Origin of the sequence: Nitrosomonas sp., assembly GCA_016703745.1 — a bacterium.
In the GTDB taxonomy this organism is placed as follows: Bacteria; Pseudomonadota; Gammaproteobacteria; order Burkholderiales; family Nitrosomonadaceae; genus Nitrosomonas.
The window spans coordinates 1-21204 of record JADJBK010000005.1 but is presented as its reverse complement, the minus strand read 5'-3'; the positions used below and the strand labels follow the sequence as shown (position 1 = coordinate 21204).

Genomic DNA, 21204 nt, shown 5'->3' with positions numbered 1-21204 from the left:
TAGCTTCGCCATTTTGCAGGCTGTAAGTTGAGCGATAACAGATGGCACAACGGGAACTCAAAGCGACTCCCGCCACGCCCGTCCCCAATATTTGACAAAATTTCTGCGTTTCTTGCTGCTCCTATTTGCGTTACTATAAAATGCTAAAGCGTGAAATTTAACGTGCCATCCCTGGCAAGTCAATTCCCAAATGAATGTTTATATTTAATACAGAAGCCGCCATTGAAATCACAATCGGCACCCATCCATCCCGGGCGCTGTAATATGGATGCACGGGCTGGGCGCTTATGGCATGATTTCGTCCCCATTGTGGAAATAAGCTCGATTTGCCGACTGACGTTTCATTACGTTTTGTTTTTCCACACGCCCCGGCATTACGTCCGTCAGCATCAATGGCGGATTACGCCGCGCGCCTGGTACGATATCAAAACATACAAACCTGGGTAAAGATGTGAGGACGAAAACGGCCTAAGAGCATCCGGAGGGAGTCATTGCAACACTGATTTACCAGGAAAAGCGGCGCGAATCGCTTCCAAAAAAATCGTACTAGCCGGCTTTTCCCAAGGTGGCGTGATGGCTTCGCAGACAGGTCTGCGTTATCCAGAGAAGCTTGCCGGGGATGATGGTACTCTCCGCCTATCTACCGCTAGCAAATACTACTCTGCAGGAAGCTCATCCCACTAACCGGGAAACTCCCATCTTCATGGCGCATGGCGAACATGACTCAATCAGTTCCGATTGATCTGGCTCTTGCTTCACGCCAGCATCTTGGTGCTGAACACTGTGCAGTGGGATGGCATCAATACCCAATGGCGCCTTCCTATGCGATCAAGAGCTGACAGACATCTCCAGATGGTTGGGTAAAGTCTTACAGTGATTCCGTCAACCACAATTCGTCACGCTCTTGCCACAACCTCTGAAACACCTGCAAACACTCTTCGTTTAGCGTTTTCGCAAAATAAAAAACGATTCCCCGCTTGGCCTTGGTGGAATTCAGCAGGTGATGGCCAGTTTGTTCGGCAAATATAGAAATCGCTCGGCACCAGGATCGGTTGCCATGATTTTTAGTATCTCCCGGATTTCTATACTCACCAGCTGTAGCTTCTTGGTGCGCAAAATAGGTAACGGACAAACCAGCCCACGGACATCCAACTCGACATCAGATCTTATGCATAATCTTCTTAAAGCGTTATGTGGATAAACAGTTTTTATTTTAATAAACAGAAAGTTACCCTTAAAGTTATCCGCATTTTTAAATGTGTCTACATATTCGAGAGTACACCAAAATGGAAGAATTTGAATTAGAACGTGACAGCGGGGCAGCACTATCATTTAAAGGCGAATGTCTCGCCAAAGTAGCAAGCTCTGACAATAACGCATCAGGATCATTGTATTCAGGGCGGACAGGGCGCTGGCAGGGCGAGCGTGATTCACACCATGCGAATGTATGCGCCAATAATGGTAAGTAATTGAGTTCTTTGGTCGTAACCGGCTCGCTGTCCTGCGAACCCGATGAACAGATACTATCGATGAAGAAGGGCAGAATCTTTGCCATCGGGTAGGATCGTACTGCTCGAAGAAATTCTTCGGAGTCTGCCTGGAACGTAAGCGATCCTACTGCTGCTACAACAGTCGCCTTGGCCGTATCATCAATACCCAGGGAAGAGCGCAGATTGGTAAATCATGGGGAACTGCTAAAAGACCCAATTGCGCAGGATTTTCTCATGCCGAATTTGCTTCAATCAATTTTGCAGCACTTGATTTATCGGAATTCTCCGTGAAGTAATGGCAGCAGTGAAACTGCAAAACACATCGGATTTATCTGATAATGCAAGGGATGTAATCAACAGAAGGACACAAAGCTATTATGATACCGGTTCTCAAATTGAATGATTCTGCAAAGCTTCTCTTTATCGTATTTCTGGTTGCACTCATCACGGGCTGCCAGTCAGTTGTTGAGCATTCCCCCTTTCAAATTCAAGTATCCATTCGTTAGTAATGGATAAAACGGCTTTGCTCAGTTCTCGCGACTTCGATGCAAAAAAGACTGTTTACGTTAAAACATCGACATTCAAATCTGAGCATTTGCCATTGCTGGCAAACCTTATGAAAGAATACGGATTTAACGTTACATCAGTCAAGGAAAATGCTTATTACAAAATGTCCGTTACGGCGTTCGTTACCATGCCATTCAAGGAAGATGGCCGTGCAATGCCTTATACAGCGGAATATCTGTTGTCGATGCGCGAGGAGCTACCTGTCATCAAACCGCTGCTTTTACCAGGAGAACCCACGAAAAACAGATGGAAAAAATGGTGAAACTGGTGAACAAGGCAACCAACAACGGGGCTAATTTCGATATGGGGCCTAATCCCATCTCACTTGGTTCAGCATTCGGAGGAAGTCTTGGCGGAATCGTAACTGGTAGCAGTTGGCGTACTTACGACAGCAATGGGTATCGCCTCACAGAACAATATTCAGGAAGGATTGGCTGGTTTTGGATTTTCTATTATGAAAAACCAATCAATTGGGAATGAGGTTGTTGGATTCAACATTTATACCGCCTCAACCCAACCCGAACACCCGGAAACATTACTGCGGGCAGCGATAGAACATGCTGCCAATGAACTAGGCATCAGAAAATAATGTTGAGAATCACGTCAAAGATAGTTTTTCTGCCTACATCCATCTTTATAGGGATTTTCTCCTGGCAAGCCATGGCGGAAATGCCGACATACCCCAACATCAAGCCTTTACTGATCGAAGCAATTGATGCGCCGGACGGAAAGTCAGGTGGAGTTGTGACAGGTCCGCTTACCGGATTTTTCCGTCAGACGACTGGATCACAACAGCCAGTCATTGCCACGGTGACTACGGTAGCTAAATTCGATCAGCCCGGCTGCAAGCGCCTTAACCTTCACCTGAAACAACCCGGTGTTCAGACGACATCTGGCGAGAAAAAAGATTTTGATGTGAACTATGGGTTCAACCTTTGCAGGAATGGCGATGCCCCTGACAAGCAAAGTCGAATGATCAGCAACTAGCATACGAGAAATTTATCGGTTGCGCCGTATATGATGGCGTCCGGTGGGTGAAACGACGGGTCACTTGGCGATGCCCAGGAAAACGGCCAAGCAACGCTCAACCTCCACTAATACATCCGCATCAATGTGTCCAAAGGCTGGTCCTACCTTGTCGCGCTTAACCGTCATGGCCTTGTCCACCATTACCTGTGAAGGCTTCTGCAAGCCGTTCTCCGCGCTCGGCTGAACAGTAACGCGCAGCAATGGCGCAGCAACAAGCGTGCTGGTAATGAGTAGAACCGTTGCACTTACATGCTCGCTGAACTGATTGGCTTGAATTACCAACGCGGGCCGTGGCTTGCCAAAGTTTCCTTGTATGGCAATAGTCACCAGGTCGCCGCGCATCATTCTGTCCAGCCCTCTACGTCTGCCAAGGCATCATCCATGAACTGCTGCATGGGCATATCGGCGCTGTCTGCCTGAGCCACCAGAATGGATTGGCGGCGGCACTCCTCCGCGAAGCCTGGGTGGCGTGTGTCCGGAACCCAGATCTGCACCGGACGTAGTCCTGCCATGCGCAGCGCGTCGCGGTGCTTTTGAACTCGTGCATTACGTGCGTGGTTCCCCATGCGAAATCTCCTATCAAGTTACATGCAACATTATACATAGCAACCTCGTTACATGAAACAGCAAGCCTTGTCCAATGTGGTATGAGCCTGCATTGGAAAATACTGCATAACGAGATCTTCAACTTGGACGCATTTTGCATTCGTAGTGCTCACGCAAAATTCTTGTCACATTATAATCCAAATAAACCTTTTACAATACATAGATTAAATGACGGGTTATATGACTAATATTGACAGTATTTTTCTCTTGATTTATATTGTCACATAATCGAACGTATATGTGACAAGTGAAAAAAATGTTAATCGGCTACATGAGGGTATCGAAGGCGGATGGTTCTCAGTCCACTGACTTGCAGCGGATGCGCTGATCGCGTTCGGCGTCGATCCGGCACATCTCTACGAGGATCGGGCGTCGGGAAGGCGCGATGATCGCCCAGGATTGGCAGCTTGTCTAAAGGCACTCCGTGAAGGGGACGTTTTGATAGTATGGAAGCTCGACAGGCTGGGCCGTGATCTGCGTCACCTGATCAATACCGTGCATGACCTGACTGCTCGCGGCGTTGGATTGAAGGTCCTGACCGGTCACGGTGCATCTGTAGACACGACGACGGCATCTGGCAAGCTTGTGTTCGGTATTTTTGCTGCACTGGCCGAATTTGAGCGCGAGTTAATTTCCGAGCGAACTATTGCGGGACTGGAATCGGCACGTGCTCGCGGCAGGAAAGGTGGGCGTCCCTACAAAATGACGGCCTCAAAGCTACGGTTGGCCATGTCCAGTATGGGACAGCCAGAAACAAAGATTGGTAACCTCTGCAAGGAGATTGGAATTACCCGGCAGACACTCTATCGCCATGTGTCCCCCAATGGAGAATTGCGCTCGGATGGGATTAAGCTGCTCTCTCTCGGTTGAGCAGATTGGGTATGTATTTTGGATGACTTACCGGTCAGTTTGACGACCAAACCGTTTCCCGGTACATTCGGTTCTTATGAAAAAGGGCGTTTATTTTTCCGGGTCTGCGTAAAATCGTGTAGAAAACGTGTTTTTACGAAATGTCGGGCTCATGTGGAATTTCAACGCTATAATTGATAAACAGATCATCCGGCAGAGCATAACCAATCGTTTTTTCAGCTACCCCCTGCTTAAATGGTTTTGGTCTAATTTTATGTTTTGCGCCGATGAACAATACCCTGGCCCTCAATACGTAAAAGCTGTAGCCCCGTCCTTGCTTAGCTATTGATTTAATGTGATTGTTAGCCGATTCCGTGTAGGCGTTAGTTACTCGATGATCGAAGTAATTGAACGCCTCAATCTGCCAATTTCTGACGGTTGAAATCATGCCATCAAAATAGTTGAAAACTGACTCAGGTATGGAGTTAATCCACAAATCAAAGGCATTAATAGCCTCAGTTCGGCTGTAGTGTTGATCCCAAATATCGCAAAAACCCTCTTTCGCTTTATGAAGTTCATAAAGATCGGGATAGTTTTCCACCCATCCACTCAACAAAGCCTCATCCATTGGCCCCAAGTCCCGTTGGCGCTTTAATAGCAGCCAACGATCACGCTTTAATTGTAACGACTGCTCTTTAGGGTCTGTTGACGTTTTGAGATAAGCATTTCATAGATAGAAACAAACTCGTAATATTGGGGTTCCTACACACCAACAAAACGAGTTTGCGATGCCCCCGATTAATGCCGTTGCGACTTCTCCACCCGCACACCTTGCTCAATCCTGCGGCCACTACGGATACTTACCCCCGCTTTCGCAGCCGCTGTCTCCTGACCATGCCCTATCTGACGATTCTTCATATAAATAGCTTCCTGTTGATGAGTGATATGTTTTCCAGGCAAGTTCTTTCTCCTTATATAGAAAAGAACTCATACTGATACTTTCACTCAACCGGTCAAGATAATTGTCGCCTGACCGGACAGGTTAATTGTCGTCTAATACATAACGCTTAATTACAAGACCTATTTCCCCCGGTTTCCCAGGGGCGGTTTGATTGGTTTGGTGTTTGTGTTGGGGTTCGCAAGCTCACCCCAACCTACGGGCCATTCCAGGGATCTCAAGTTACAAAAATTGCCTGGAGAAATTAGCAATGGAGAGGGCAATAAGAGCCCCCATCATCCATTTGAGTAGATTAAGATCAGCTTTAATCGGCGCGATCTCGATTTGTAAATCTTTTTTAGTGACCAGCTCAGATTCTTCAATTGCCGCTCGCATTGCCTCAGTCAAACCCTCCGCTTGCTTTTGGTCAAAGCCCGCCTCTTCCAATTTACGAACAAATTTATGTGTATCAAAGGTAATCATCGCCATTTCATTTTTCCTGATGCGCAAAATAAAAGTGTATCACAACAAAAAATCCCGGAGCAGCAGACCCGATTAGCCTCGCGTAATCGGGCTTTTTATACTGGTTACACCCTGCGCGGACTCATGCCAGAAGGCTACGCGCATTGAAAAGGCTATGTCATCGTTAGTTAGTGGTTGTTATGTAACCAAATGAATTTAAATAAAAATATCAATTATTGGTTTTTTGGCTAATGGCTTGTTTATAAATGATAAATAGTGTTTATTTGCAGTGACCAACAATTAACGATGACATAGCCATTGAAAATTTTAGTCAATTTCGCCTGTAGAAGGGAATAAAGGAAGAATAATTGTTGGATAACAAAAACCGCCCCCGGTTTCCCATAGGCGGTTTTTTGGTTTGACGTTTGTGTTGGGGTTCGCAAGCTCACCCCAACCTACGGAACTACGGGCTGTCTACGAGCGGTGTTTATCGGCATATAAAGCAACCAACATCATAATCGCCGCGAAAATAGCCAAGCCTATCAATGATTCAATAGCCATTCTCTTCTCCTTTACGCAATATATATGAAACCATCAGAAAAATAACAGCTAACAAAAATAATGTTAATACACCAATAATGGTCACCTTCTCTTCAACAAATCCACCCAGTAATGCCGCGATAACCGAAGCGATGGCGACGTTATCTGAAACACTGGCCAACCCCTCTCTTTGATCTTTGTTGAATATTATTTTGTACATCGATAAATCCTACAGCACCCGTCTCGTAGAAGCAAAACTTTCCTTGTTACGTTTGCGCTTGCCCCCTATTAGACGACAATTAACCTGTCCGGTCAGGCGACAATTATCTTGACCGGTTGAGTGAAAGTATCAGTATGAGTTCTTTTCTATATAAGGAGAAAGAACTTGCCCTGGAAAACATATCACTCATCAACAGGAAGCTATTTATATGAAGAATCGTCAGATAGGGCATGGTCAGGAGACAGCGACTGCGAAAGCGGGGTAAGTATCCGCAGTGGCCGCAGGATTGAGAAGGGTGTGCGGGTGGAGAAGTCGCAACGGCAATGGCGCACGCGCCAGGATCCTTTTGCGCTGGTTTGGGAGACCGAATTGGTTCCATTGCTGTACGGGGAACTTGAACTGACCGGGACTACGCTTTGGGAGTACCTGGATGATCGATATCCCGGCCAATACCCGGAGAAATTTCTCAGAAGCTTGCAGCGCCGTGTAAAACACTGGCGGGCAACGCAAGGTCCCGGTAAGGCGGTCATGTTTTGCCAGTCGGTGCCTGCCGGGCACCAGGGGTTGTCCGATTTTACCCGGCCGCGCACGGCAATTACGATTGCAGGCAAACCATTTGATCACCTGCTGTATCAGTTTCGTCTGGCTTATAGTCATTGGCGCGCGGTTCATATCATCCGGGGCGGGGAAAGTTATAGTGCGTTGGCCGATGGATTGCAGACCGCCTTGCATAAACTGGGCGGCGTGCCCAGGGAACATCGCACCGACAGCCTGAGTGCCGCATACGTCAATGCGAGCCAAAAACAAGAACTCACGCAATCTTATGCGGCGCTGTGTCAACACTATGGCATGAAGCCTACGGTCAATAACCTGGGCGTCAGCCATGAAAATGGCGCCGTAGAAAATGCCCATGGTTCGCTCAAACACCGGATTGAGCAGGCGATCAAACTGCGGGGATCTGCGGATTTCGAAAGTGTGGGTGCCTACCGCCGTTTTCTTGAACGGATCGTCGATAAGCTCAATCTGCGCTGCAGGGGGCGATTGGCGGAAGAGCAATCGCATCTCCAGCCACTGCCACGCTACCGCTTCATGGACTTCAGTGAACTGACCGTCAAAGTGACCACCAGTAGCACCATAGCGGTCAAACGGGGACTCTACAGTGTGCCATCCAGACTCATTGGCGAGAACATCCGGGTTCATCTCTATCACGATCGTCTGGAATGCTTTGTTGGCCAAACACCGGTCATTACCTTACCGCGCGCGTATCCGAAAGCGCCAGAAGGACGCGCCCGGCGCATCGATTACCGTCATGTGATTCATGCATTGGCGGCAAAGCCACAAGCCTTTCGCTTTTCCCGGCTGCGGGATGATCTGTTGCCAACGCCACAGTATCACCAGCTGTGGGCGCGGGTACAACAACAATTTGATCCCGGACTCGCTTGCAAATGGATGGTATCGGTGCTGCGTTTTGCCTACGACTATGATTGCGAGAGCCAGTTGGCCGCTGAATTGTTGCAACAACATCCGCTACCTGAACTGCAAACACTGCAAAAGCGATTTCTGCGACAGCATGCGCCGCAGCCGGACATCCCAATCAAACAACACACTGCGGATACCTACGATCAACTCCTCAGCGGAAACTGGGCAACACAAGGAGGCAGCTCATGTCTGAATCGCTCCCACTGATGCTCAAGGAACTCAGACTCCCTGCCTTTGGCCAGCATTACCGGCACTTCCAGGATCAAGCCGCAGAACACGCCTGGAGCTACAGCCAATATCTCGCCGCCCTGTGCGAACAGGAAGTCGCCCAGCGCTTCCAAAGCAGAATCAGAAACTGGACGCATGAAGCCAGACTACCGCGCGGCAAAAGCTTTGCCACTCTGGCTCTGACCGAACTGCCTCAAGCCGCTCAGAAAAAAATCATCACGCTGCGCGACAATACCTACTGGGCGAGCCAGGCAGACAATGTGTTGCTGATCGGTCCCTCCGGTGTCGGCAAATCACATGTGGCGGCAGCATTGGGGTTGCATTTGATTGAACAAGGCATCCGCGTCAAGTGGATATCAGCTACCGCACTCGTTCAACTCCTGCAGCAAGCCAGGAAAGAACTGGACTTGATGTCCGCCATGACGCGGCTGGATAAATACCGTGTACTGATCGTTGATGATATCGGCTATGTCAAAAAGACCGATTCGAAACACAAGTATTGTTTGACTTCATTGCCCATCGCTATGAAAGCGGAAGTCTCATCATTACTTCAAACCAGCCTTTTAGCCAGTGGGATCAAATCTTCCCCGACACCATGATGACTGTTGCCGCCATCGACCGGATCATCCATCACGCAACTATCATCGAAATCGACAGTGAAAGTTATAGGAGGAAAAACCAGAAAAAATCATGAAGTAGCTAATAAACTCAACCGGCCATCATAATTGTCGTCAAAGCGGCCAAGATAATTGACGCGAGATATCATGCACAATATCGTGATTTTCTGCTAAAAAGTAATGTCAATTCATACTTGGTTACTTTTCATGAAAATAATCAACTACGGATGGTCAGTATCATCGATCAGGTGCCAGATGGTTTATCATCGGTTTATACCTTCTTTGATCCGGATATTAGTAATGCCAGTTACGGAACATTCAACATCCTCTGGCAGATCGAACAGTGTCGCAGCAAGCACCTGCCCTATCTTTATTTAGGTTACTGGATCGCAGATAATCGCAAAATGTGCTACAAGTCGAATTTCAGACCCTTACAAGTTTTCGTAGATAACCAGTGGCAAGAAAAGCATGCTATTCCCCAAACAAACGGTCTCGATGCCCTATAACCTGCTGCGCCCACTCCTTTTTCTGCTGGATCCCGAAACCGCCCATACGGTAACGCTTCGGTCTCTCGATCTACTCCATCGTACAGGTTTAATGACCTGCCAACCCATTGCCTGCACGCCAATACAGGTAATGGGGTTATCCTTTCCCAATCCGGTGGGACTGGCGGCCGGTCTCGACAAAAACGGCGCTTACCTCGATGCACTTGCCGCGCTGGGTTTTGGTTTCATCGAAATTGGCACAGTCACACCCCGTCCGCAGTCAGGCAATCCCCGACCACGATTATTCCGGATTCCTGAAGCACAGGCGATCATCAATCGTATGGGGTTCAACAATGAAGGCGTGGACAGCCTCCTGATCAATGTTGCCAATGCTCGTTATCAGGGAATATTGGGCATTAATATCGGAAAAAATGCGGATACTCCACTGGCAAGTGCCGTTGATGATTATCTGATCTGTCTGCGCAAGGTATACTCCATTGCCAGTTACATCACGATCAATATTTCATCACCCAACACCGTTGGACTCAGACAGCTGCAGCAAACAACAGAACTCGACAATCTGTTACAGGTGTTAAAAAAAGAGCAAACTCGCTTAAGTGATCAGTACAGCCGCTATACGCCACTGGTAGTCAAAATTTCACCTGATCTGGAGTCACAACAAATTGAGCAGATCGCCCAGCTGCTTATCAAGTACCGCATGGATGGGGTTATCGCAACCAATACCACCCTTTCCCGGAATGAAGTGGAGAACCTTCCACACAGCAACGAAAGCGGCGGTTTAAGTGGTGCACCGCTTACAATACGCAGCCATGCCGTCATTCAACTACTCGATGAGTATCTGCAAGGAGCTATTCCCATTATTGGTGTCGGTGGCATCATGCAACCTGCCGACGCGCAATCAAGAATTATGGCAGGCGCCAGTCTCATCCAGCTTTACTCCGGCCTGATTTACCAGGGACCCGATCTGGCAACTGAAACGATCCGAATATTGTGTGAGAAAAACACTCATGGCTGACAAATCTACACTCATCAAGCAAATTGATGCAATTCTGCCGCAGATCCATTGTGGTCAGTGTGGTTATGACGGCTGCCAGCCTTACGCGGTGGCAATCGCCAACGGTCAGGCCAACATCAACCAATGCCCTCCAGGCGAGAATGCCGTAATTGAACAGCTTGCACGGCTGCTCAACCTTGCTTCCAAACCACTTGATACGACTTACGGTTACCCCAAACCGCGAGCGGTAGCTGTCATCGATGAAACTCAATGTATCGGCTGCACATTCTGTCTGCGCGCCTGCCCGGTGGATGCCATCGTGGGTGCGGCCAAACTGATGCATACTGTCATTACACAGGAATGCACCGGCTGCGAGCGCTGTCTTGCGCCTTGCCCCGTGGATTGCATCCACATGCAGGCTGTACCGGAACTTGTCGTCAACGAAAGTGAGGGACAGAAAACAGCGTACATGCAGCAAGCGCGGGAACGTTATCATTTTAGGAAACAAAGGCTTGCCAAAAATCAGCAAAAAAACCCAACCCGGAAATTAATCAAAGCCAGCAAATATTCTCTGGTGATATTTTCCAGCAACCAAACCGTCACACAAAACAAGCAACCATCGAGGCCGCGATGGCTCGCGCTCATGCTAATCTCGCCACACCCACCGGCAAACCCTAGCAGCTTCTATTTTAGAAATGAATGCCTCCAAACGTCAACAAATCTTCACACGCTTTCGGGAAACCAATTCCGCCCCAACGACTGAACTCGAATATCAAACCACTTTTCAATTGCTGGTAGCCGTCATTCTCTCTGCTCAGGCGACTGATAAAAGCGTCAACCTGGCAACCAGAAAACTTTTTGCGGTGGCTGACACCCCTGAGAAAATCCTGGCGCTCGGCGAAAGTGGCCTGAGTGAATATATCCAGCGTATCGGGTTGTATCGCACCAAAACCCGGAATATCCTTGCTACCTGTGTATTGTTACTAGAACACCATGCTGGTGAGGTTCCACGTACCCGTGAAACGCTGGAGCAATTGCCGGGAGTGGGACGAAAAACCGCCAATGTCATTTTAAATACGGCGTTTGGCGAACCCACCATTGCCGTGGATACCCATATTTTCCGCGTGGCCAACCGTACTGGTCTGGCGCCAGGAAAAAATGTGCTGGAAGTGGAGCAAAAACTTGTCAAGGTGGTGCCGAAAGAATTCCTCCAGGATGCTCATCACTGGCTAATTCTTCATGGCCGTTATATCTGCAAGGCGAGAAAACCTGAATGCAATATTTGCCCGATTGTGGATTTATGCGAATTCAGGCATAAAAACTTACCCAAAGATAGGGAGCTCACCACGAATCAACATGTTTAATCCGAGCAGAGCCGAGGTCCGGCAATTTTTCTTTGATACCTGGCAAAAATATCAGCTCAGGCAGACTCTATCCAATATGGAGACCATTACGCTTGAAGTCATACTTCAGCACCCCGAATATCATCCCATCCTGAAAAACAGCGAACATTATCTGGAACAAAATTATCCACCCGAGATGGGTACAACCAATCCTTTTTTGCACATGAGCATGCACGTTGCCATTCGTGAGCAACTGGCGATTGATCAACCTGTTGGCATTCGTACAAAATTTGCGCAACTTTGCAAATTGACAGGAGACGAACATGAAGCGGCACACCACACGATGGAGTGCCTTGCGGAAATGCTCTGGCAGTCACAACGCAATCAGAGCGCGCCTGATGCCGTTATTTATCTTGACTGCATGGATCGCTGGCTTCAGAAAAGGTGATGGCAAACACCACTAGAAAGTCATGGGCACTCTAAGGTTAAGTCTTGCGTCTTGGGCGTTGTCCGTCGCTCCGATACCCACAGACAGGTTGATATTCGTTCGCAAGTTATACCTGTATGAGTAGCCTAGCAAGAACTGCCCGATATCCAAGGCACTCCCTCCAATTCTGTCACCAGCAACTCGAGTATTGAAAAATGCTGGTGCGAATAACCTAAATTAAACGACGTGCGATTATTAACCGTAAACCCCATACCGAATGTAATCCCCACACCATCACCCGCATCAACCCTACCAAAGCTTTCTTTGGTTGACATCGTATAGGTATAACTCAGACTACCAAAAAACACTGCGGGATCAGTTGGATAAAGCGCAGTTATGCTTGGTTGGAAAGTAAAGAAACCCGACCCCGTAGGCACCTCCAACGGGAATCTAAATGAAAGAGGCTCAACGGGGTTATTAGGGTCGATCTGTGTTACATCTAAGGTTTTGAGTCTGAAAGGACTTTTACCCGTTGGCAGTGTTGTCAACAAATTACCAACCAGAATTGGCCAGCCCCCAGTACCCCTGGTCAATTGATAACGGGCTGCAAACTCGATATCACCCAGACCATGCCCATCAGCATTAAAGATTTGATCGTTCGCAACACCTGTACTAAAAGGCCGAGCTCGCTGGATATCCGCCCGATAGGCATAAGGAACCCTGGCTTCCACCTCCAACCGCTCGGTCAGGCCGTATCGTAAACCCAGGCTACCAAAAAAACTGTGCCGTTTTACCTGGCGAATATCAGTTAAGCCAATTACGATGGCTGGTAAAAAAGTGAATGCGTCTACAAAAACACGATTATCGTCAGAAAAAGCGTAACTTAAGGAGGGTTCAAGAACATACTTCCCTTTTTTGGTTAAAACCCCCCCCACCGTCTCAGACAATCGAGGCATTTCTGGCGGCCTTTCCGGTTCCGCAGGTTTAGGTGGAGCCTGGCCAACTGGCCCAGAGGGTACCTGCGCGGCCACAGTTTTGGGCTTATCCTCTTTTGTACCGACAATAGGCGACTGTGGTGTGCCAGACTGTTTAGAAAGTTGCTCAAATTGTTTTTTTTAGCCGTTCAAGCTCTTTCGTTTGCTCCCCCAGTACTTGACGTTGCTGCTCCAGTTTTTTCTCTTGCTCAAGCAAAAGCTGCCTATACTGCTCTATCGAAATTTGTTGATTCCCTTCTTGCGCACAAACCGTATTGATGAGAAAAAAACAACTGACAAAAGAAAGGTATTTTGAGATTCTCCAAAATAAGCACTCATTGCTAATTTTGTTGCCAACGTTTTCATCATTGTAATTTTCTTTCATTTTGGTTCAGCAAAGTGATATCAAGAAGGCCAGCCATACAGCTATCATTATATGACCGCTATCTTCAAAAATAGCGATGATTATATGAACGGGGAAAGATTATTTAACTTGAGAAGATTATGGAATTAAACAATCTTCGTGGTTCTATTCAAGCGAATATGACAACTATCTATTAAAGCTAAAGACGCTATCGGCAAGAAGGGGCAAATGCCATGCATTGCCAGTGGAGTTTTATTATTCTGCGGTATCTTTACTCAAAAATCAGCATTACTGTAAATTTGGCATAATCAGATCAGTAATAACTGTACTAGACCTCAAGTCCAGATTCTGCAGATTACTTATTTCTATATTGAGCTCATTAATACTTTTAATCGACTGATTATCCAAACTATTTTGAATAATAGAACCGATAACTGATCCGACCAAATCTTGCCCCAAGTTTCCACTTCCATTTTGGATCAACACACCGTCTATCGGGAATTGTATAAATGAGGAAGCCGTTTCAATTCCATTCAGAAAAATCAGTCTTTCCAGACTTATATTAACAACCATTCCATTTGGCAGGGTAAAGCCGCCTCTTTGCTGGGCCAACTCATCATCAGTCGCGCGTATCAATTGGCTGTATGGGTCACTAAAAATATCGTCAGCATATCCAGCATCTGCCAGCGTATCTCGGGCAACAGCAAGATTTACCAAGAAAGTCAGCAACAACACCAACTGCAAAATTTTATGCTTGATCATATCGTTGCAAGTAAACATGCCAGACACCCAATATAGTTAAAAATCCAAAGGACCTGTCACCTGTCCGCGTATCAGCACGAAATATTCGCTTAAACTTAACTGGTCAACCGCACCCCCTAACGGAGCCAAATGGGTATGCCATTCTTCTTGCTTGCGAGATGCTTCTGTCTGAATACCACCGTTATCATGGACCATAAATAAAATACGCTCACCCCACATCTTTTCAAATTCATCGCGAGGAATAATTTTGACACCTACCGCAGGATCACCAACCAGGACTTTTTGCTCGGTTACACCCTTGATAATAACGAAATGTAAATAGCCATTAAGATCAATAATTGTAATTGCCGGACTATTGAATTCGCGCAATTTATCCAGGTTTATCTTAAATCCATCCGAACCGTAACCATGCCGCCCCAGATAGTTTTTCATATCGAGCATTGAAAAACCTTGATCCTTAATTTTTTCCTGATCGCCATGCTCATACATTTCTAGAAATACGGTCTTTTCGCTCACCACATTACCGTAATGAAACGTGAGCAGACTAGCCAACGCTGCAGAGCCGCAACTAAAATCAAATTCTTGTTTATAAACCGTATCAAACTTCATCTCGGCAAAACTTTTTGTCGAGACAAGATAATTCCCACCTCCCGCCATTCCATTCAGATCCAGCGCAACGAGATGGCTACTCACCAACATCGTCATAGCGGTCAAAAACAATTTATGCAAGAAGTTTTTCATAACAAAATCAATTCACTATGGTGACATTTACAATGGTTGAATCTTGAATAACCACATTGTTACCACTATTTTGAATAACCGAAAACATGCCGTTGGCTCCAGAAAAAGCGCTGGTATCAATTATGTTTGTGCCGGTGACATTGTTAGTTGCCGTGTTACCCGTCAATGTTGCCTTAACATTCATAGTATTCAGCACGGTGCTATCCACCCCACCCATTCCTCGTACCTCGTCAAGTTCATCCAGCGAAACAATCCCAGTTGAAGGAAAGCCCGCAGTTATCGAATCATTTGCAAGCTGATCGGAAGAAGCATTAACGGTACAAACAGGCAATATCAGGGCAAAGAGAAAAGACACATTACCTTTTAATATTGGCTTCATTCTGTTCTCCAGAGTTTATAACTTCGTTATTTGGTGGAAGTTGCCGACAGGACCACCTTCCCCATCGGCAACTCTTCACTGACTAAAGTTCAGCTAAACACCGAACGATTAGTGAACGAAATTACTGGTTAACATTCACGTTACCCTGAAAAGACACTTGTTGCTGTGTCAACGCATTGGCAGCATGATTTTGTACAACCTGGTTGATACCAGCAGCACCGTTGAATGCAGCGCTAATAGTATTGTCAGCAGCATAAGCAGCATCAGCTGAACCTGAAGCTACGGATACACCTGATCCCGCACCTTCGCCTGTTACCGCACCGCTCAAGTCTGAGTTATTGACTGAGTAGGTGGCAGAAGCATTGCCGGTTTGTGCTGCAGCAGACCCATTACCATTTGCCGCTGTTTGGCTGTTGTCGCTGTTATTGGTGTTATCAACAGAAGCGGTACTGCCATTGTTGGCGGCAGCACTGCCAGAACCAGCATCTGCAAAACTGTTATCGCTGTTATCACTGTTATCCACGGTAGCAGTGCTGCCGTTGTTGGCAGCGGCACTAGCTGAACCTGCATCTGCGGAACTGTTATCGCTGTTGTCGCTGTTGTCCACGGTAGCAGTGCTACCGTTGTTAGCGACGGCGCTAGCTGAACCTGCATCTGCAAAGCTGTTGTCGGAACGATCAGAAGTAGCGGTACTGCTATTGTTGGCTGCAGCATCTACACCAGTAGCCGAGCTGTTGTCGCTGTTGTCGCTGTTGTCGCTGTTGTCGCTGTTGTCGCTGTTGTTACTGTTGTCAGTATGATCATCAGTAGTAGCCACTTGGCTGTTGTTGCTGTTGTCGCTGTTGTTGCTGTTGTCGCTGTTGTCGCTGTTGTTGCTGTTGTCGCTGTTGTCGCTGTTGTCAGTATGGTCATCCGTTGCATTCGCCACGCTGTTATTGGTATTGTCATATGCGGTTGAATATTCGTTCGCAGCAATGCCAGCACTGTTTTGATCACTGGTTGCAGTTGCAGTTTGATCGTTTACGGTTTCAGCGGTATTCGTCGGATTGGCCCAAGCGTTACCCGCAACACCAAAAGCAAGTACCATACTCGCAACCAACACTTTTTTATTAAATTGATTCATGTTTTTTCTCCTTGATTAGATATTTCTTAATATGCTCAACTCAGATTACTGAGCATTAACATTTACGTTGCCTTGGAAAGACACTTGTTGCTGTGTCAAGGCATTGGCGCCGTGATTTTGGACAACCTGGTTAATTCCAGCCGCCCCGTTAAAAGATTCCGAGATGGAATTGCTGGCTGTCAGAGTTGCAGCACCTTCTCCGTCACCAGAAGTGACAACTGCACCAACACCCGCTCCCGTCACCGTACCACTAAGCGCAGAGTTATTAACCGAATAGGTCGCGGTTGCATCACCATTTTTAGCCGCTGCCGACCCGGTTCCGTCTGCTGTTGTATAGCTGTTATCAGAGTTATCGGTGTTGTCTACTGTTGAAGTACTCTGATTATTGGCTGATGCCGAACCTTCCGATGCAGTTGCATAGCTGTTGTCGCTGTTGTCGCTGTTGTCTGCGGAGGAAGTGCTGTTATTGTTTGCGGACGCAGAACCTTCAGAAGCATCAGCATAACTGTTGTCACTGTTGTCACTGTTATCTGCTGTTGAAGTGCTCTGATTATTAGCTGATGCTGAGCCATCTGAACCAATTGCATAGCTGTTATCAGAACGATCAGAAGTAGCGGTACTACCATTATTAGCAGCAGCATCGTCTGCACTGGCAAAACTGTTGTCGCTATTGTTGCTGTTGTCGCTGTTATTACTGTTGTCACTGTTGTCACTGTTGTTGCTGTTGTTATCAGTGGTATTCAGCACGCTGTTATCACTGTTGTTGCTGTTATCGCTATTGTTGCTGTTGTCGCTGTTGTCGCTGTTGTCGCTGTTGTTGCTGTTGTTGCTGTTGTTATCAGTCGATGTTGTCTGACTGTTGTTTGTATTGTCATATGCTTCTGAAAATTCATTCGCTGCGATACCTGCTCCGCTCTGGTTGCTGTCCGCAGTCGCTGTTTGATTTCCGGCAACTTCAGTCGCTGTATTAGTCGGATTCGCCCAGGCACTGCCTGCAGCGCCAAAAGCAAGCACAATACTCGCCACCATAACTTTCTGTTTAAATTGACTCATTTTTAATTCCTCTTAAGTTGAGAATCATAGGTTTTGAATTACGAGGTTACAACCCAATCATTTGAATCGCAGTCGGGTTATGAAACATTATCCGGCCACAACAAGAAAAGGAAATAAGCAGATTATTTATTTTGATATAAAGAAATTCTTTAAATTAATTGTATGGAGCCCGTACTGACGCAGATATCGATAGCTGCAATGAAGGCACTGATGCAGAGGCAAGGGCAGACTGAGGGTCTAGCAAAAATTGACAGCTGGTAATTTTTCAGCAATATCTCCCAGAAACAGGAGTTCAGAAAAATACGAATTAAAAAAAACAAAAAAAACTGTGGCTATACGCGGGATTAACCCACAATCAATCGCCAGCCGTACGAGTTGAACAGTATTCTGAAGCCCCAGTTTTCTCATGATGCTGGCATGATGAACACCGACTGTCTTGGGGCTGATGGAAATGATTTCTGCAATTAGCAGGACTGAATTACCCTCAGCAAGCAGTGTAAATATCTGAAATTCTCTTTGTGAAAGAATATGCAGGGATGCTTATCACCATCGCCCTGCATGCCGTCGTTCAGCATATTTGACGCTAGTTTGGCATCAATATATGGTTTTCCCCGGCTTATCCGGTTAACTGCTTCCAGCAACTGTTCAGGGGTACATTGTTTGGTAAGGTACCCTGTCGCCCCCATATCGAGCACCCTGCTTTACCATAATCTCACTACTATGCATACTCAACGCAAGTATGTTCGCTGCCGGATTTTTTGATTTGATACGATGAATGGTTTCCAGACCACCAATACCCGGCATATTGATGTCGATAATCACCATGTCTGGTTGATATTCCTGATAAAGAACACAGCCGGTTTCACCATCGCCAGCCTCCGCCAACACCATAATCTCTTTAGTACTTTCGAGAAAGTAGCGATACCCGGCCCGCACGACAGGGTGATCATCTATCAGAACGAGGGTAATCAGCTTGGCACTGACGTCAGTTAACTGTGCGACTCAAGCGGTAATCTGACAGCAATCTGAACGCCGTTGCTGGGTGAACTTTGCAGCAAAAAATTCGCCACCGGCAGCAATAACTTTTCACGCATGCCAAGCAATCCCAAACCTACAGATTTTTGCTCAATATCAAAGTCGGATTCCATCATCCTCCACACTCAAAAGCAAAGTATCAGGGAGTATAGGCGAGTTCTTTTCTCGACCCAATTGCACCACCACCTTCTGGCTCGCGCATGCTTGCAAACGTTATTGAACGCTTCCTGAATCAAACGATAGATTGTAATAGAAACTATTTTGTCAAATGCGCCTGCGCCACCAATACTGTCCGATATCATCAGCTCAAAATTGATATGTGGATGGTGTCTACACCAGTCATTCTGTAATTCACGAAGACTATCGACCAGCCCCAGCTTATCGAGCATTACTGGCCGCAATTCCTGCAACATGTCATGAACGACTCCATGCATGGTATTTCAATTTCTTTAATCGACTGGACACGCTCACCGAATGGCGGAATCCCGCTCGACGTGCCCAATAACTACCTGCAATTCAGCGCGTAATGCCGTTAGCCACTGACCTAACTCATCATGCAATTCGCGCGCAATATGATGACGCTCGTCTTCCTGAATCCTCATAGAGTCCACGGTCCAGCAATCTGTTTTCCGCCAAAGTCTATAGTTATCCTCAGATGTTCTAGAACTATGTCTAAACTGGCCTCGCTGTCAGCCTGCTGATATCGCTGCTAACCCCAACCAAACCAGCTATTTTTCCACATATCATAAAAAGGAGCGAGCTCAGTCGAAAAATGAACCTGCTGTCCATTCTTTGGGTAATGCTGTAACTTAAGTCTGGTAACAGGTTCACCTTGAATCAAGCGTATAGCGATATTTTCTTCCTGGAGATTTGTCACTTGTACCTGGGGAACAAACCAAAACTGCTTTACCTTATCACTTTCACTCGATCGTTAATCCGACACTTCTGGCAAACGCGAGACCGACACTGGTATATGGCAAATCCGCATCGCGATAGAAAATGGCACCGGGATTTCCTTGAGTAGCGCATCCCCGCTCAGCACGCAATCGCCTGAAGCGTTCAAATCGGCACTGGTACGACTGGGATTTTCTCCCCTTCTGGAAAAGGTCTATTCAGCAACCTTGATCTTGAGGGTTATTTTTGATGCTGCTGACTTTGCCACGATTCTGCTTTGGGAATCTCCGCGATACCTCCTCGATCAATACCTGCCGGAACTCCGGCAAAGCTGTTGAATAAATCGAACTGCTCGGTAAAAGATGGCACATCTCATATAATTCTGCAGGATTTCACCTGCAGAGAAGCCATCGCCTTATAAATACAACGAAAGTCGCCGCCGTAGCAAGATCGAAAAATCTCGTTATAAAGTGATGAACTGCGCGAGTATAACAACGGATTGCGGCGACGGGGGTGAGTGGGAATTACGACCAGCCTTACGGAAGCGGCACTGTCCGAAAGCGCGCCCCACCAGAACGGGAGTCATGGCAGTCCGCAGAATATTCTAATCTCGCCACAGAAACAGGTCGGCCAGGGATCCGCCAGTCTTCTCTGATCTGCCTCCATGTCAAACCGAAGGTTTCATGGAACTCGCTTGCCGGCATCATAAAAGTTGGACATCACCACTCCTGACTTTGGGAGCCTGTCCAGCGGCAGCATTAAGCGTCGCTTCCCAGCATACCTAAACCGTGGCTGGCGGAAACCGGTAGTTCAGTCATTGTTGATCTGTCCGGTTCCAAGGTTTACGGCAAAGACGATCGCGCTGTGAAAAGCAACATAGTTGTGGCCCGGCGCACTTGGCGTAAATTGCATCTTGCGGTCGATGAGAACCACGCATCAATTGTTGGCGTGCGAACTGACCTCTACCTGAAATAGCGACCCCACTGCAATCCCGGATTTGCCAGCCGCAATTGATACGCCTTTTGATACCTTCTATCGCCGATGGTTTATGATGGTGAACTGATTTCCCGTGCGGTTTCCGAATTCATCAACCCGATGCATAAGTGATCATTCCACCGGGCAATAAGACTGCCGTCCGCTCCGGGCTACAGGCGAGCAGTCAGCGGGACGGTCATATCAGGGTAATTGAACAGCATGGCCGCATTGTTTAGCAAAAGAAGACAGGATATGGTTTGCGCAACTATGCCGAGCTTGCCCGTGCAACGCCAGCGGCAGCAGATGCCAGTAACGCCAGAAAGCGCGTGCACGTCACAGCAAAAACATTGAAGCGTGGATTAGTGCGTCTGCACTTAACAGACTCGCCAATCAGGCATGCTGCGTCCGCAACCTAACAATTAACGGCAGAACGGAGCCATTTGGCTCGGCCTTTGATTTATCCAACAACGCCTTTCTAGTGTCGTTGGTGTGGTCGCAGCCATTTCACGCTCCTTTGTGTGTTGCGGTGAGTGGGCCTAAGTGATTTCTACCAATCTGGCATTTATCCAGATCTTCACCGAAGTAATTCCTCGGATCAACATCCATACAG

At 47.2% G+C, this 21204-nt stretch carries 26 protein-coding genes and 7 pseudogenes; 15 read left to right on the top strand and 18 right to left on the bottom strand.

The genetic code is table 11. The features are described 5' to 3' along the window. The first annotated feature begins 268 nt into the window (after positions 1 to 268). Positions 269 to 877: pseudogene (locus IPG31_01080) on the top strand (dienelactone hydrolase family protein). Here the strand turns inward: IPG31_01080 and IPG31_01075 are convergent. Continuing rightward, positions 869 to 1332, bottom strand: a pseudogene (locus tag IPG31_01075) (sulfurtransferase TusA family protein). The pseudogenes IPG31_01080 and IPG31_01075 sit on opposite strands and share 9 nt — an antisense overlap. Positions 1333 to 1529: 197 nt before the next feature. Here IPG31_01075 and traN point away from each other — a divergent pair. The 4 genes and pseudogenes from traN to IPG31_01055 all read left to right on the top strand — a co-directional run bounded on the left by traN (position 1530) and on the right by IPG31_01055 (position 3044). Next, positions 1530 to 1893: pseudogene (gene traN / locus IPG31_01070) on the top strand (conjugal transfer protein TraN). A gap of 213 nt (positions 1894 to 2106) precedes the next feature. Further along, entirely contained in the window at positions 2107 to 2319 is a 213-nt protein-coding gene (locus IPG31_01065) for a hypothetical protein (GenBank protein ID MBK6617002.1), read from the top strand. Further along, the gene (locus tag IPG31_01060; protein ID MBK6617001.1) at positions 2304 to 2537 is read left to right on the top strand and encodes a hypothetical protein; all 234 of its coding nucleotides are present in this window, start codon (positions 2304 to 2306) and stop codon (positions 2535 to 2537) included. Before IPG31_01065 ends, IPG31_01060 begins: the two co-directional genes overlap by 16 nt. Before the next feature lie 108 nt (positions 2538 to 2645). Continuing rightward, positions 2646 to 3044, top strand: a complete 399-nt coding sequence (locus IPG31_01055; protein MBK6617000.1) for a hypothetical protein — start codon at positions 2646 to 2648, stop codon at positions 3042 to 3044. A 60-nt stretch (positions 3045 to 3104) separates the two neighbouring features. On the opposite strand, the gene IPG31_01050 is transcribed toward IPG31_01055, so the two are convergent. Beyond that, positions 3105 to 3431: a type II toxin-antitoxin system PemK/MazF family toxin gene (locus IPG31_01050; GenBank protein MBK6616999.1), complete on the bottom strand. Its 327-nt coding sequence runs from the start codon at positions 3429 to 3431 to the stop codon at positions 3105 to 3107. Continuing rightward, a complete protein-coding gene (locus tag IPG31_01045) occupies positions 3428 to 3652 on the bottom strand; it encodes an antitoxin MazE family protein (protein ID MBK6616998.1) in 225 nt (74 codons plus the stop codon). Before IPG31_01045 ends, IPG31_01050 begins: the two co-directional genes overlap by 4 nt. A gap of 296 nt (positions 3653 to 3948) precedes the next feature. On the opposite strand from IPG31_01045, the pseudogene IPG31_01040 reads away from it, so the two are divergent. Beyond that, positions 3949 to 4562: pseudogene (locus tag IPG31_01040) on the top strand (recombinase family protein). A 133-nt stretch (positions 4563 to 4695) separates the two neighbouring features. Here the strand turns inward: IPG31_01040 and IPG31_01035 are convergent. The 4 genes from IPG31_01035 to IPG31_01020 all read right to left on the bottom strand — a co-directional run bounded on the left by IPG31_01035 (position 4696) and on the right by IPG31_01020 (position 6700). After that, positions 4696 to 5202, bottom strand: a complete 507-nt coding sequence (locus IPG31_01035) for a transposase (protein MBK6616997.1) — start codon at positions 5200 to 5202, stop codon at positions 4696 to 4698. A gap of 137 nt (positions 5203 to 5339) precedes the next feature. Further along, the gene (locus IPG31_01030) at positions 5340 to 5501 is read right to left on the bottom strand and encodes a hypothetical protein (GenBank protein ID MBK6616996.1); all 162 of its coding nucleotides are present in this window, start codon (positions 5499 to 5501) and stop codon (positions 5340 to 5342) included. A gap of 220 nt (positions 5502 to 5721) precedes the next feature. Further along, entirely contained in the window at positions 5722 to 5967 is a 246-nt protein-coding gene (locus tag IPG31_01025) for a DUF1640 domain-containing protein (GenBank protein ID MBK6616995.1), read from the bottom strand. Positions 5968 to 6490: 523 nt separating this feature from the next. Then, positions 6491 to 6700 carry a hypothetical protein gene (locus IPG31_01020; GenBank protein MBK6616994.1) on the bottom strand — a complete coding sequence of 70 codons (210 nt, stop codon included), beginning with the start codon at positions 6698 to 6700 and terminating at the stop codon, positions 6491 to 6493. A gap of 208 nt (positions 6701 to 6908) precedes the next feature. Between IPG31_01020 and IPG31_01015 the strand changes: the two are divergent. From IPG31_01015 to IPG31_00985, 7 genes and pseudogenes are all read left to right on the top strand, one after another. Further along, a pseudogene (locus tag IPG31_01015) lies at positions 6909 to 8386 on the top strand (IS21 family transposase). Further along, positions 8365 to 9101, top strand: a pseudogene (locus IPG31_01010) (ATP-binding protein). The pseudogenes IPG31_01015 and IPG31_01010 overlap by 22 nt, the downstream one beginning before the upstream one ends. A 24-nt stretch (positions 9102 to 9125) precedes the next feature. Further along, the gene (locus IPG31_01005) at positions 9126 to 9530 is read left to right on the top strand and encodes a hypothetical protein (protein ID MBK6616993.1); all 405 of its coding nucleotides are present in this window, start codon (positions 9126 to 9128) and stop codon (positions 9528 to 9530) included. Beyond that, on the top strand, positions 9520 to 10545 hold the full coding sequence (locus tag IPG31_01000; protein MBK6616992.1) for a quinone-dependent dihydroorotate dehydrogenase: 1026 nt from the start codon (positions 9520 to 9522) through the stop codon (positions 10543 to 10545). Before IPG31_01005 ends, IPG31_01000 begins: the two co-directional genes overlap by 11 nt. Continuing rightward, positions 10538 to 11287 carry an RnfABCDGE type electron transport complex subunit B gene (locus IPG31_00995; protein ID MBK6616991.1) on the top strand — a complete coding sequence of 250 codons (750 nt, stop codon included), beginning with the start codon at positions 10538 to 10540 and terminating at the stop codon, positions 11285 to 11287. Before IPG31_01000 ends, IPG31_00995 begins: the two co-directional genes overlap by 8 nt. After that, positions 11220 to 11888: an endonuclease III gene (gene nth / locus IPG31_00990; GenBank protein MBK6616990.1), complete on the top strand. Its 669-nt coding sequence runs from the start codon at positions 11220 to 11222 to the stop codon at positions 11886 to 11888. Before IPG31_00995 ends, nth begins: the two co-directional genes overlap by 68 nt. After that, entirely contained in the window at positions 11881 to 12315 is a 435-nt protein-coding gene (locus tag IPG31_00985) for a DUF1841 family protein (protein MBK6616989.1), read from the top strand. Before nth ends, IPG31_00985 begins: the two co-directional genes overlap by 8 nt. A 125-nt stretch (positions 12316 to 12440) precedes the next feature. On the opposite strand, the gene IPG31_00980 is transcribed toward IPG31_00985, so the two are convergent. The 11 genes and pseudogenes from IPG31_00980 to IPG31_00930 form a co-directional block, all read right to left on the bottom strand. Further along, complete coding sequence (locus tag IPG31_00980; GenBank protein ID MBK6616988.1) at positions 12441 to 13250, bottom strand: hypothetical protein; 810 nt, start codon at positions 13248 to 13250, stop codon at positions 12441 to 12443. Between the two features lie 145 nt (positions 13251 to 13395). Then, the gene (locus tag IPG31_00975) at positions 13396 to 13653 is read right to left on the bottom strand and encodes a hypothetical protein (protein MBK6616987.1); all 258 of its coding nucleotides are present in this window, start codon (positions 13651 to 13653) and stop codon (positions 13396 to 13398) included. A gap of 267 nt (positions 13654 to 13920) precedes the next feature. After that, positions 13921 to 14394 (bottom strand): hypothetical protein, encoded by a 474-nt coding sequence (locus IPG31_00970; GenBank protein MBK6616986.1) that lies wholly within the window; start codon positions 14392 to 14394, stop codon positions 13921 to 13923. 36 nt (positions 14395 to 14430) lie between these two features. After that, on the bottom strand, positions 14431 to 15135 hold the full coding sequence (locus IPG31_00965; GenBank protein MBK6616985.1) for a C39 family peptidase: 705 nt from the start codon (positions 15133 to 15135) through the stop codon (positions 14431 to 14433). A gap of 7 nt (positions 15136 to 15142) precedes the next feature. Then, the gene (locus IPG31_00960; GenBank protein ID MBK6616984.1) at positions 15143 to 15514 is read right to left on the bottom strand and encodes a hypothetical protein; all 372 of its coding nucleotides are present in this window, start codon (positions 15512 to 15514) and stop codon (positions 15143 to 15145) included. 121 nt (positions 15515 to 15635) lie between these two features. Then, a complete protein-coding gene (locus tag IPG31_00955; protein MBK6616983.1) occupies positions 15636 to 16637 on the bottom strand; it encodes a hypothetical protein in 1002 nt (333 codons plus the stop codon). Between the two features lie 45 nt (positions 16638 to 16682). Beyond that, positions 16683 to 17690 carry a hypothetical protein gene (locus tag IPG31_00950; GenBank protein MBK6616982.1) on the bottom strand — a complete coding sequence of 336 codons (1008 nt, stop codon included), beginning with the start codon at positions 17688 to 17690 and terminating at the stop codon, positions 16683 to 16685. A 237-nt stretch (positions 17691 to 17927) separates the two neighbouring features. After that, positions 17928 to 18581 (bottom strand): annotated as a pseudogene (locus IPG31_00945) (response regulator transcription factor). A 98-nt stretch (positions 18582 to 18679) separates the two neighbouring features. Further along, positions 18680 to 18841, bottom strand: coding sequence for a hypothetical protein (locus IPG31_00940; protein MBK6616981.1), 162 nt, complete (start codon positions 18839 to 18841; stop codon positions 18680 to 18682). A gap of 9 nt (positions 18842 to 18850) precedes the next feature. Then, positions 18851 to 19159 (bottom strand): hypothetical protein, encoded by a 309-nt coding sequence (locus tag IPG31_00935; GenBank protein ID MBK6616980.1) that lies wholly within the window; start codon positions 19157 to 19159, stop codon positions 18851 to 18853. 33 nt (positions 19160 to 19192) lie between these two features. Next, positions 19193 to 19327 (bottom strand): hypothetical protein, encoded by a 135-nt coding sequence (locus IPG31_00930; GenBank protein MBK6616979.1) that lies wholly within the window; start codon positions 19325 to 19327, stop codon positions 19193 to 19195. Positions 19328 to 19741: 414 nt separating this feature from the next. Between IPG31_00930 and IPG31_00925 the strand changes: the two genes are divergently transcribed. Both IPG31_00925 and IPG31_00920 read left to right on the top strand, forming a co-directional pair. After that, positions 19742 to 19957 carry a hypothetical protein gene (locus IPG31_00925; GenBank protein ID MBK6616978.1) on the top strand — a complete coding sequence of 72 codons (216 nt, stop codon included), beginning with the start codon at positions 19742 to 19744 and terminating at the stop codon, positions 19955 to 19957. Between the two features lie 894 nt (positions 19958 to 20851). Then, positions 20852 to 21010 carry a hypothetical protein gene (locus IPG31_00920; GenBank protein MBK6616977.1) on the top strand — a complete coding sequence of 53 codons (159 nt, stop codon included), beginning with the start codon at positions 20852 to 20854 and terminating at the stop codon, positions 21008 to 21010. Positions 21011 to 21204 lie beyond the last annotated feature (194 nt).

Excerpts from the sequence above, each read along its gene's own strand:
- IPG31_01065 (MBK6617002.1), top strand. The coding sequence starts at position 2,107 with ATGAAAGAATACGGATTTAACGTTACATCAGTCAAGGAAAATGCTTAT.
- IPG31_01060 (MBK6617001.1), top strand. The coding sequence starts at position 2,304 with ATGGAAAAAATGGTGAAACTGGTGAACAAGGCAACCAACAACGGGGCT.
- IPG31_01055 (MBK6617000.1), top strand. The coding sequence starts at position 2,646 with ATGTTGAGAATCACGTCAAAGATAGTTTTTCTGCCTACATCCATCTTT.
- IPG31_01050 (MBK6616999.1), bottom strand. The coding sequence starts at position 3,431 with ATGATGCGCGGCGACCTGGTGACTATTGCCATACAAGGAAACTTTGGC.
- IPG31_01045 (MBK6616998.1), bottom strand. The coding sequence starts at position 3,652 with ATGGGGAACCACGCACGTAATGCACGAGTTCAAAAGCACCGCGACGCG.
- IPG31_01025 (MBK6616995.1), bottom strand. The coding sequence starts at position 5,967 with ATGGCGATGATTACCTTTGATACACATAAATTTGTTCGTAAATTGGAA.
- IPG31_01020 (MBK6616994.1), bottom strand. The coding sequence starts at position 6,700 with ATGTACAAAATAATATTCAACAAAGATCAAAGAGAGGGGTTGGCCAGT.
- IPG31_01000 (MBK6616992.1), top strand. The coding sequence starts at position 9,520 with ATGCCCTATAACCTGCTGCGCCCACTCCTTTTTCTGCTGGATCCCGAA.
- IPG31_00995 (MBK6616991.1), top strand. The coding sequence starts at position 10,538 with ATGGCTGACAAATCTACACTCATCAAGCAAATTGATGCAATTCTGCCG.
- nth (MBK6616990.1), top strand. The coding sequence starts at position 11,220 with ATGAATGCCTCCAAACGTCAACAAATCTTCACACGCTTTCGGGAAACC.
- IPG31_00985 (MBK6616989.1), top strand. The coding sequence starts at position 11,881 with ATGTTTAATCCGAGCAGAGCCGAGGTCCGGCAATTTTTCTTTGATACC.
- IPG31_00980 (MBK6616988.1), bottom strand. The coding sequence starts at position 13,250 with ATGCCTCGATTGTCTGAGACGGTGGGGGGGGTTTTAACCAAAAAAGGG.
- IPG31_00975 (MBK6616987.1), bottom strand. The coding sequence starts at position 13,653 with ATGAAAGAAAATTACAATGATGAAAACGTTGGCAACAAAATTAGCAAT.
- IPG31_00970 (MBK6616986.1), bottom strand. The coding sequence starts at position 14,394 with ATGATCAAGCATAAAATTTTGCAGTTGGTGTTGTTGCTGACTTTCTTG.
- IPG31_00965 (MBK6616985.1), bottom strand. The coding sequence starts at position 15,135 with ATGAAAAACTTCTTGCATAAATTGTTTTTGACCGCTATGACGATGTTG.
- IPG31_00960 (MBK6616984.1), bottom strand. The coding sequence starts at position 15,514 with ATGAAGCCAATATTAAAAGGTAATGTGTCTTTTCTCTTTGCCCTGATA.
- IPG31_00955 (MBK6616983.1), bottom strand. The coding sequence starts at position 16,637 with ATGAATCAATTTAATAAAAAAGTGTTGGTTGCGAGTATGGTACTTGCT.
- IPG31_00950 (MBK6616982.1), bottom strand. The coding sequence starts at position 17,690 with ATGAGTCAATTTAAACAGAAAGTTATGGTGGCGAGTATTGTGCTTGCT.
- IPG31_00940 (MBK6616981.1), bottom strand. The coding sequence starts at position 18,841 with ATGATGGAATCCGACTTTGATATTGAGCAAAAATCTGTAGGTTTGGGA.
- IPG31_00935 (MBK6616980.1), bottom strand. The coding sequence starts at position 19,159 with ATGCATGGAGTCGTTCATGACATGTTGCAGGAATTGCGGCCAGTAATG.
- IPG31_00930 (MBK6616979.1), bottom strand. The coding sequence starts at position 19,327 with ATGAGGATTCAGGAAGACGAGCGTCATCATATTGCGCGCGAATTGCAT.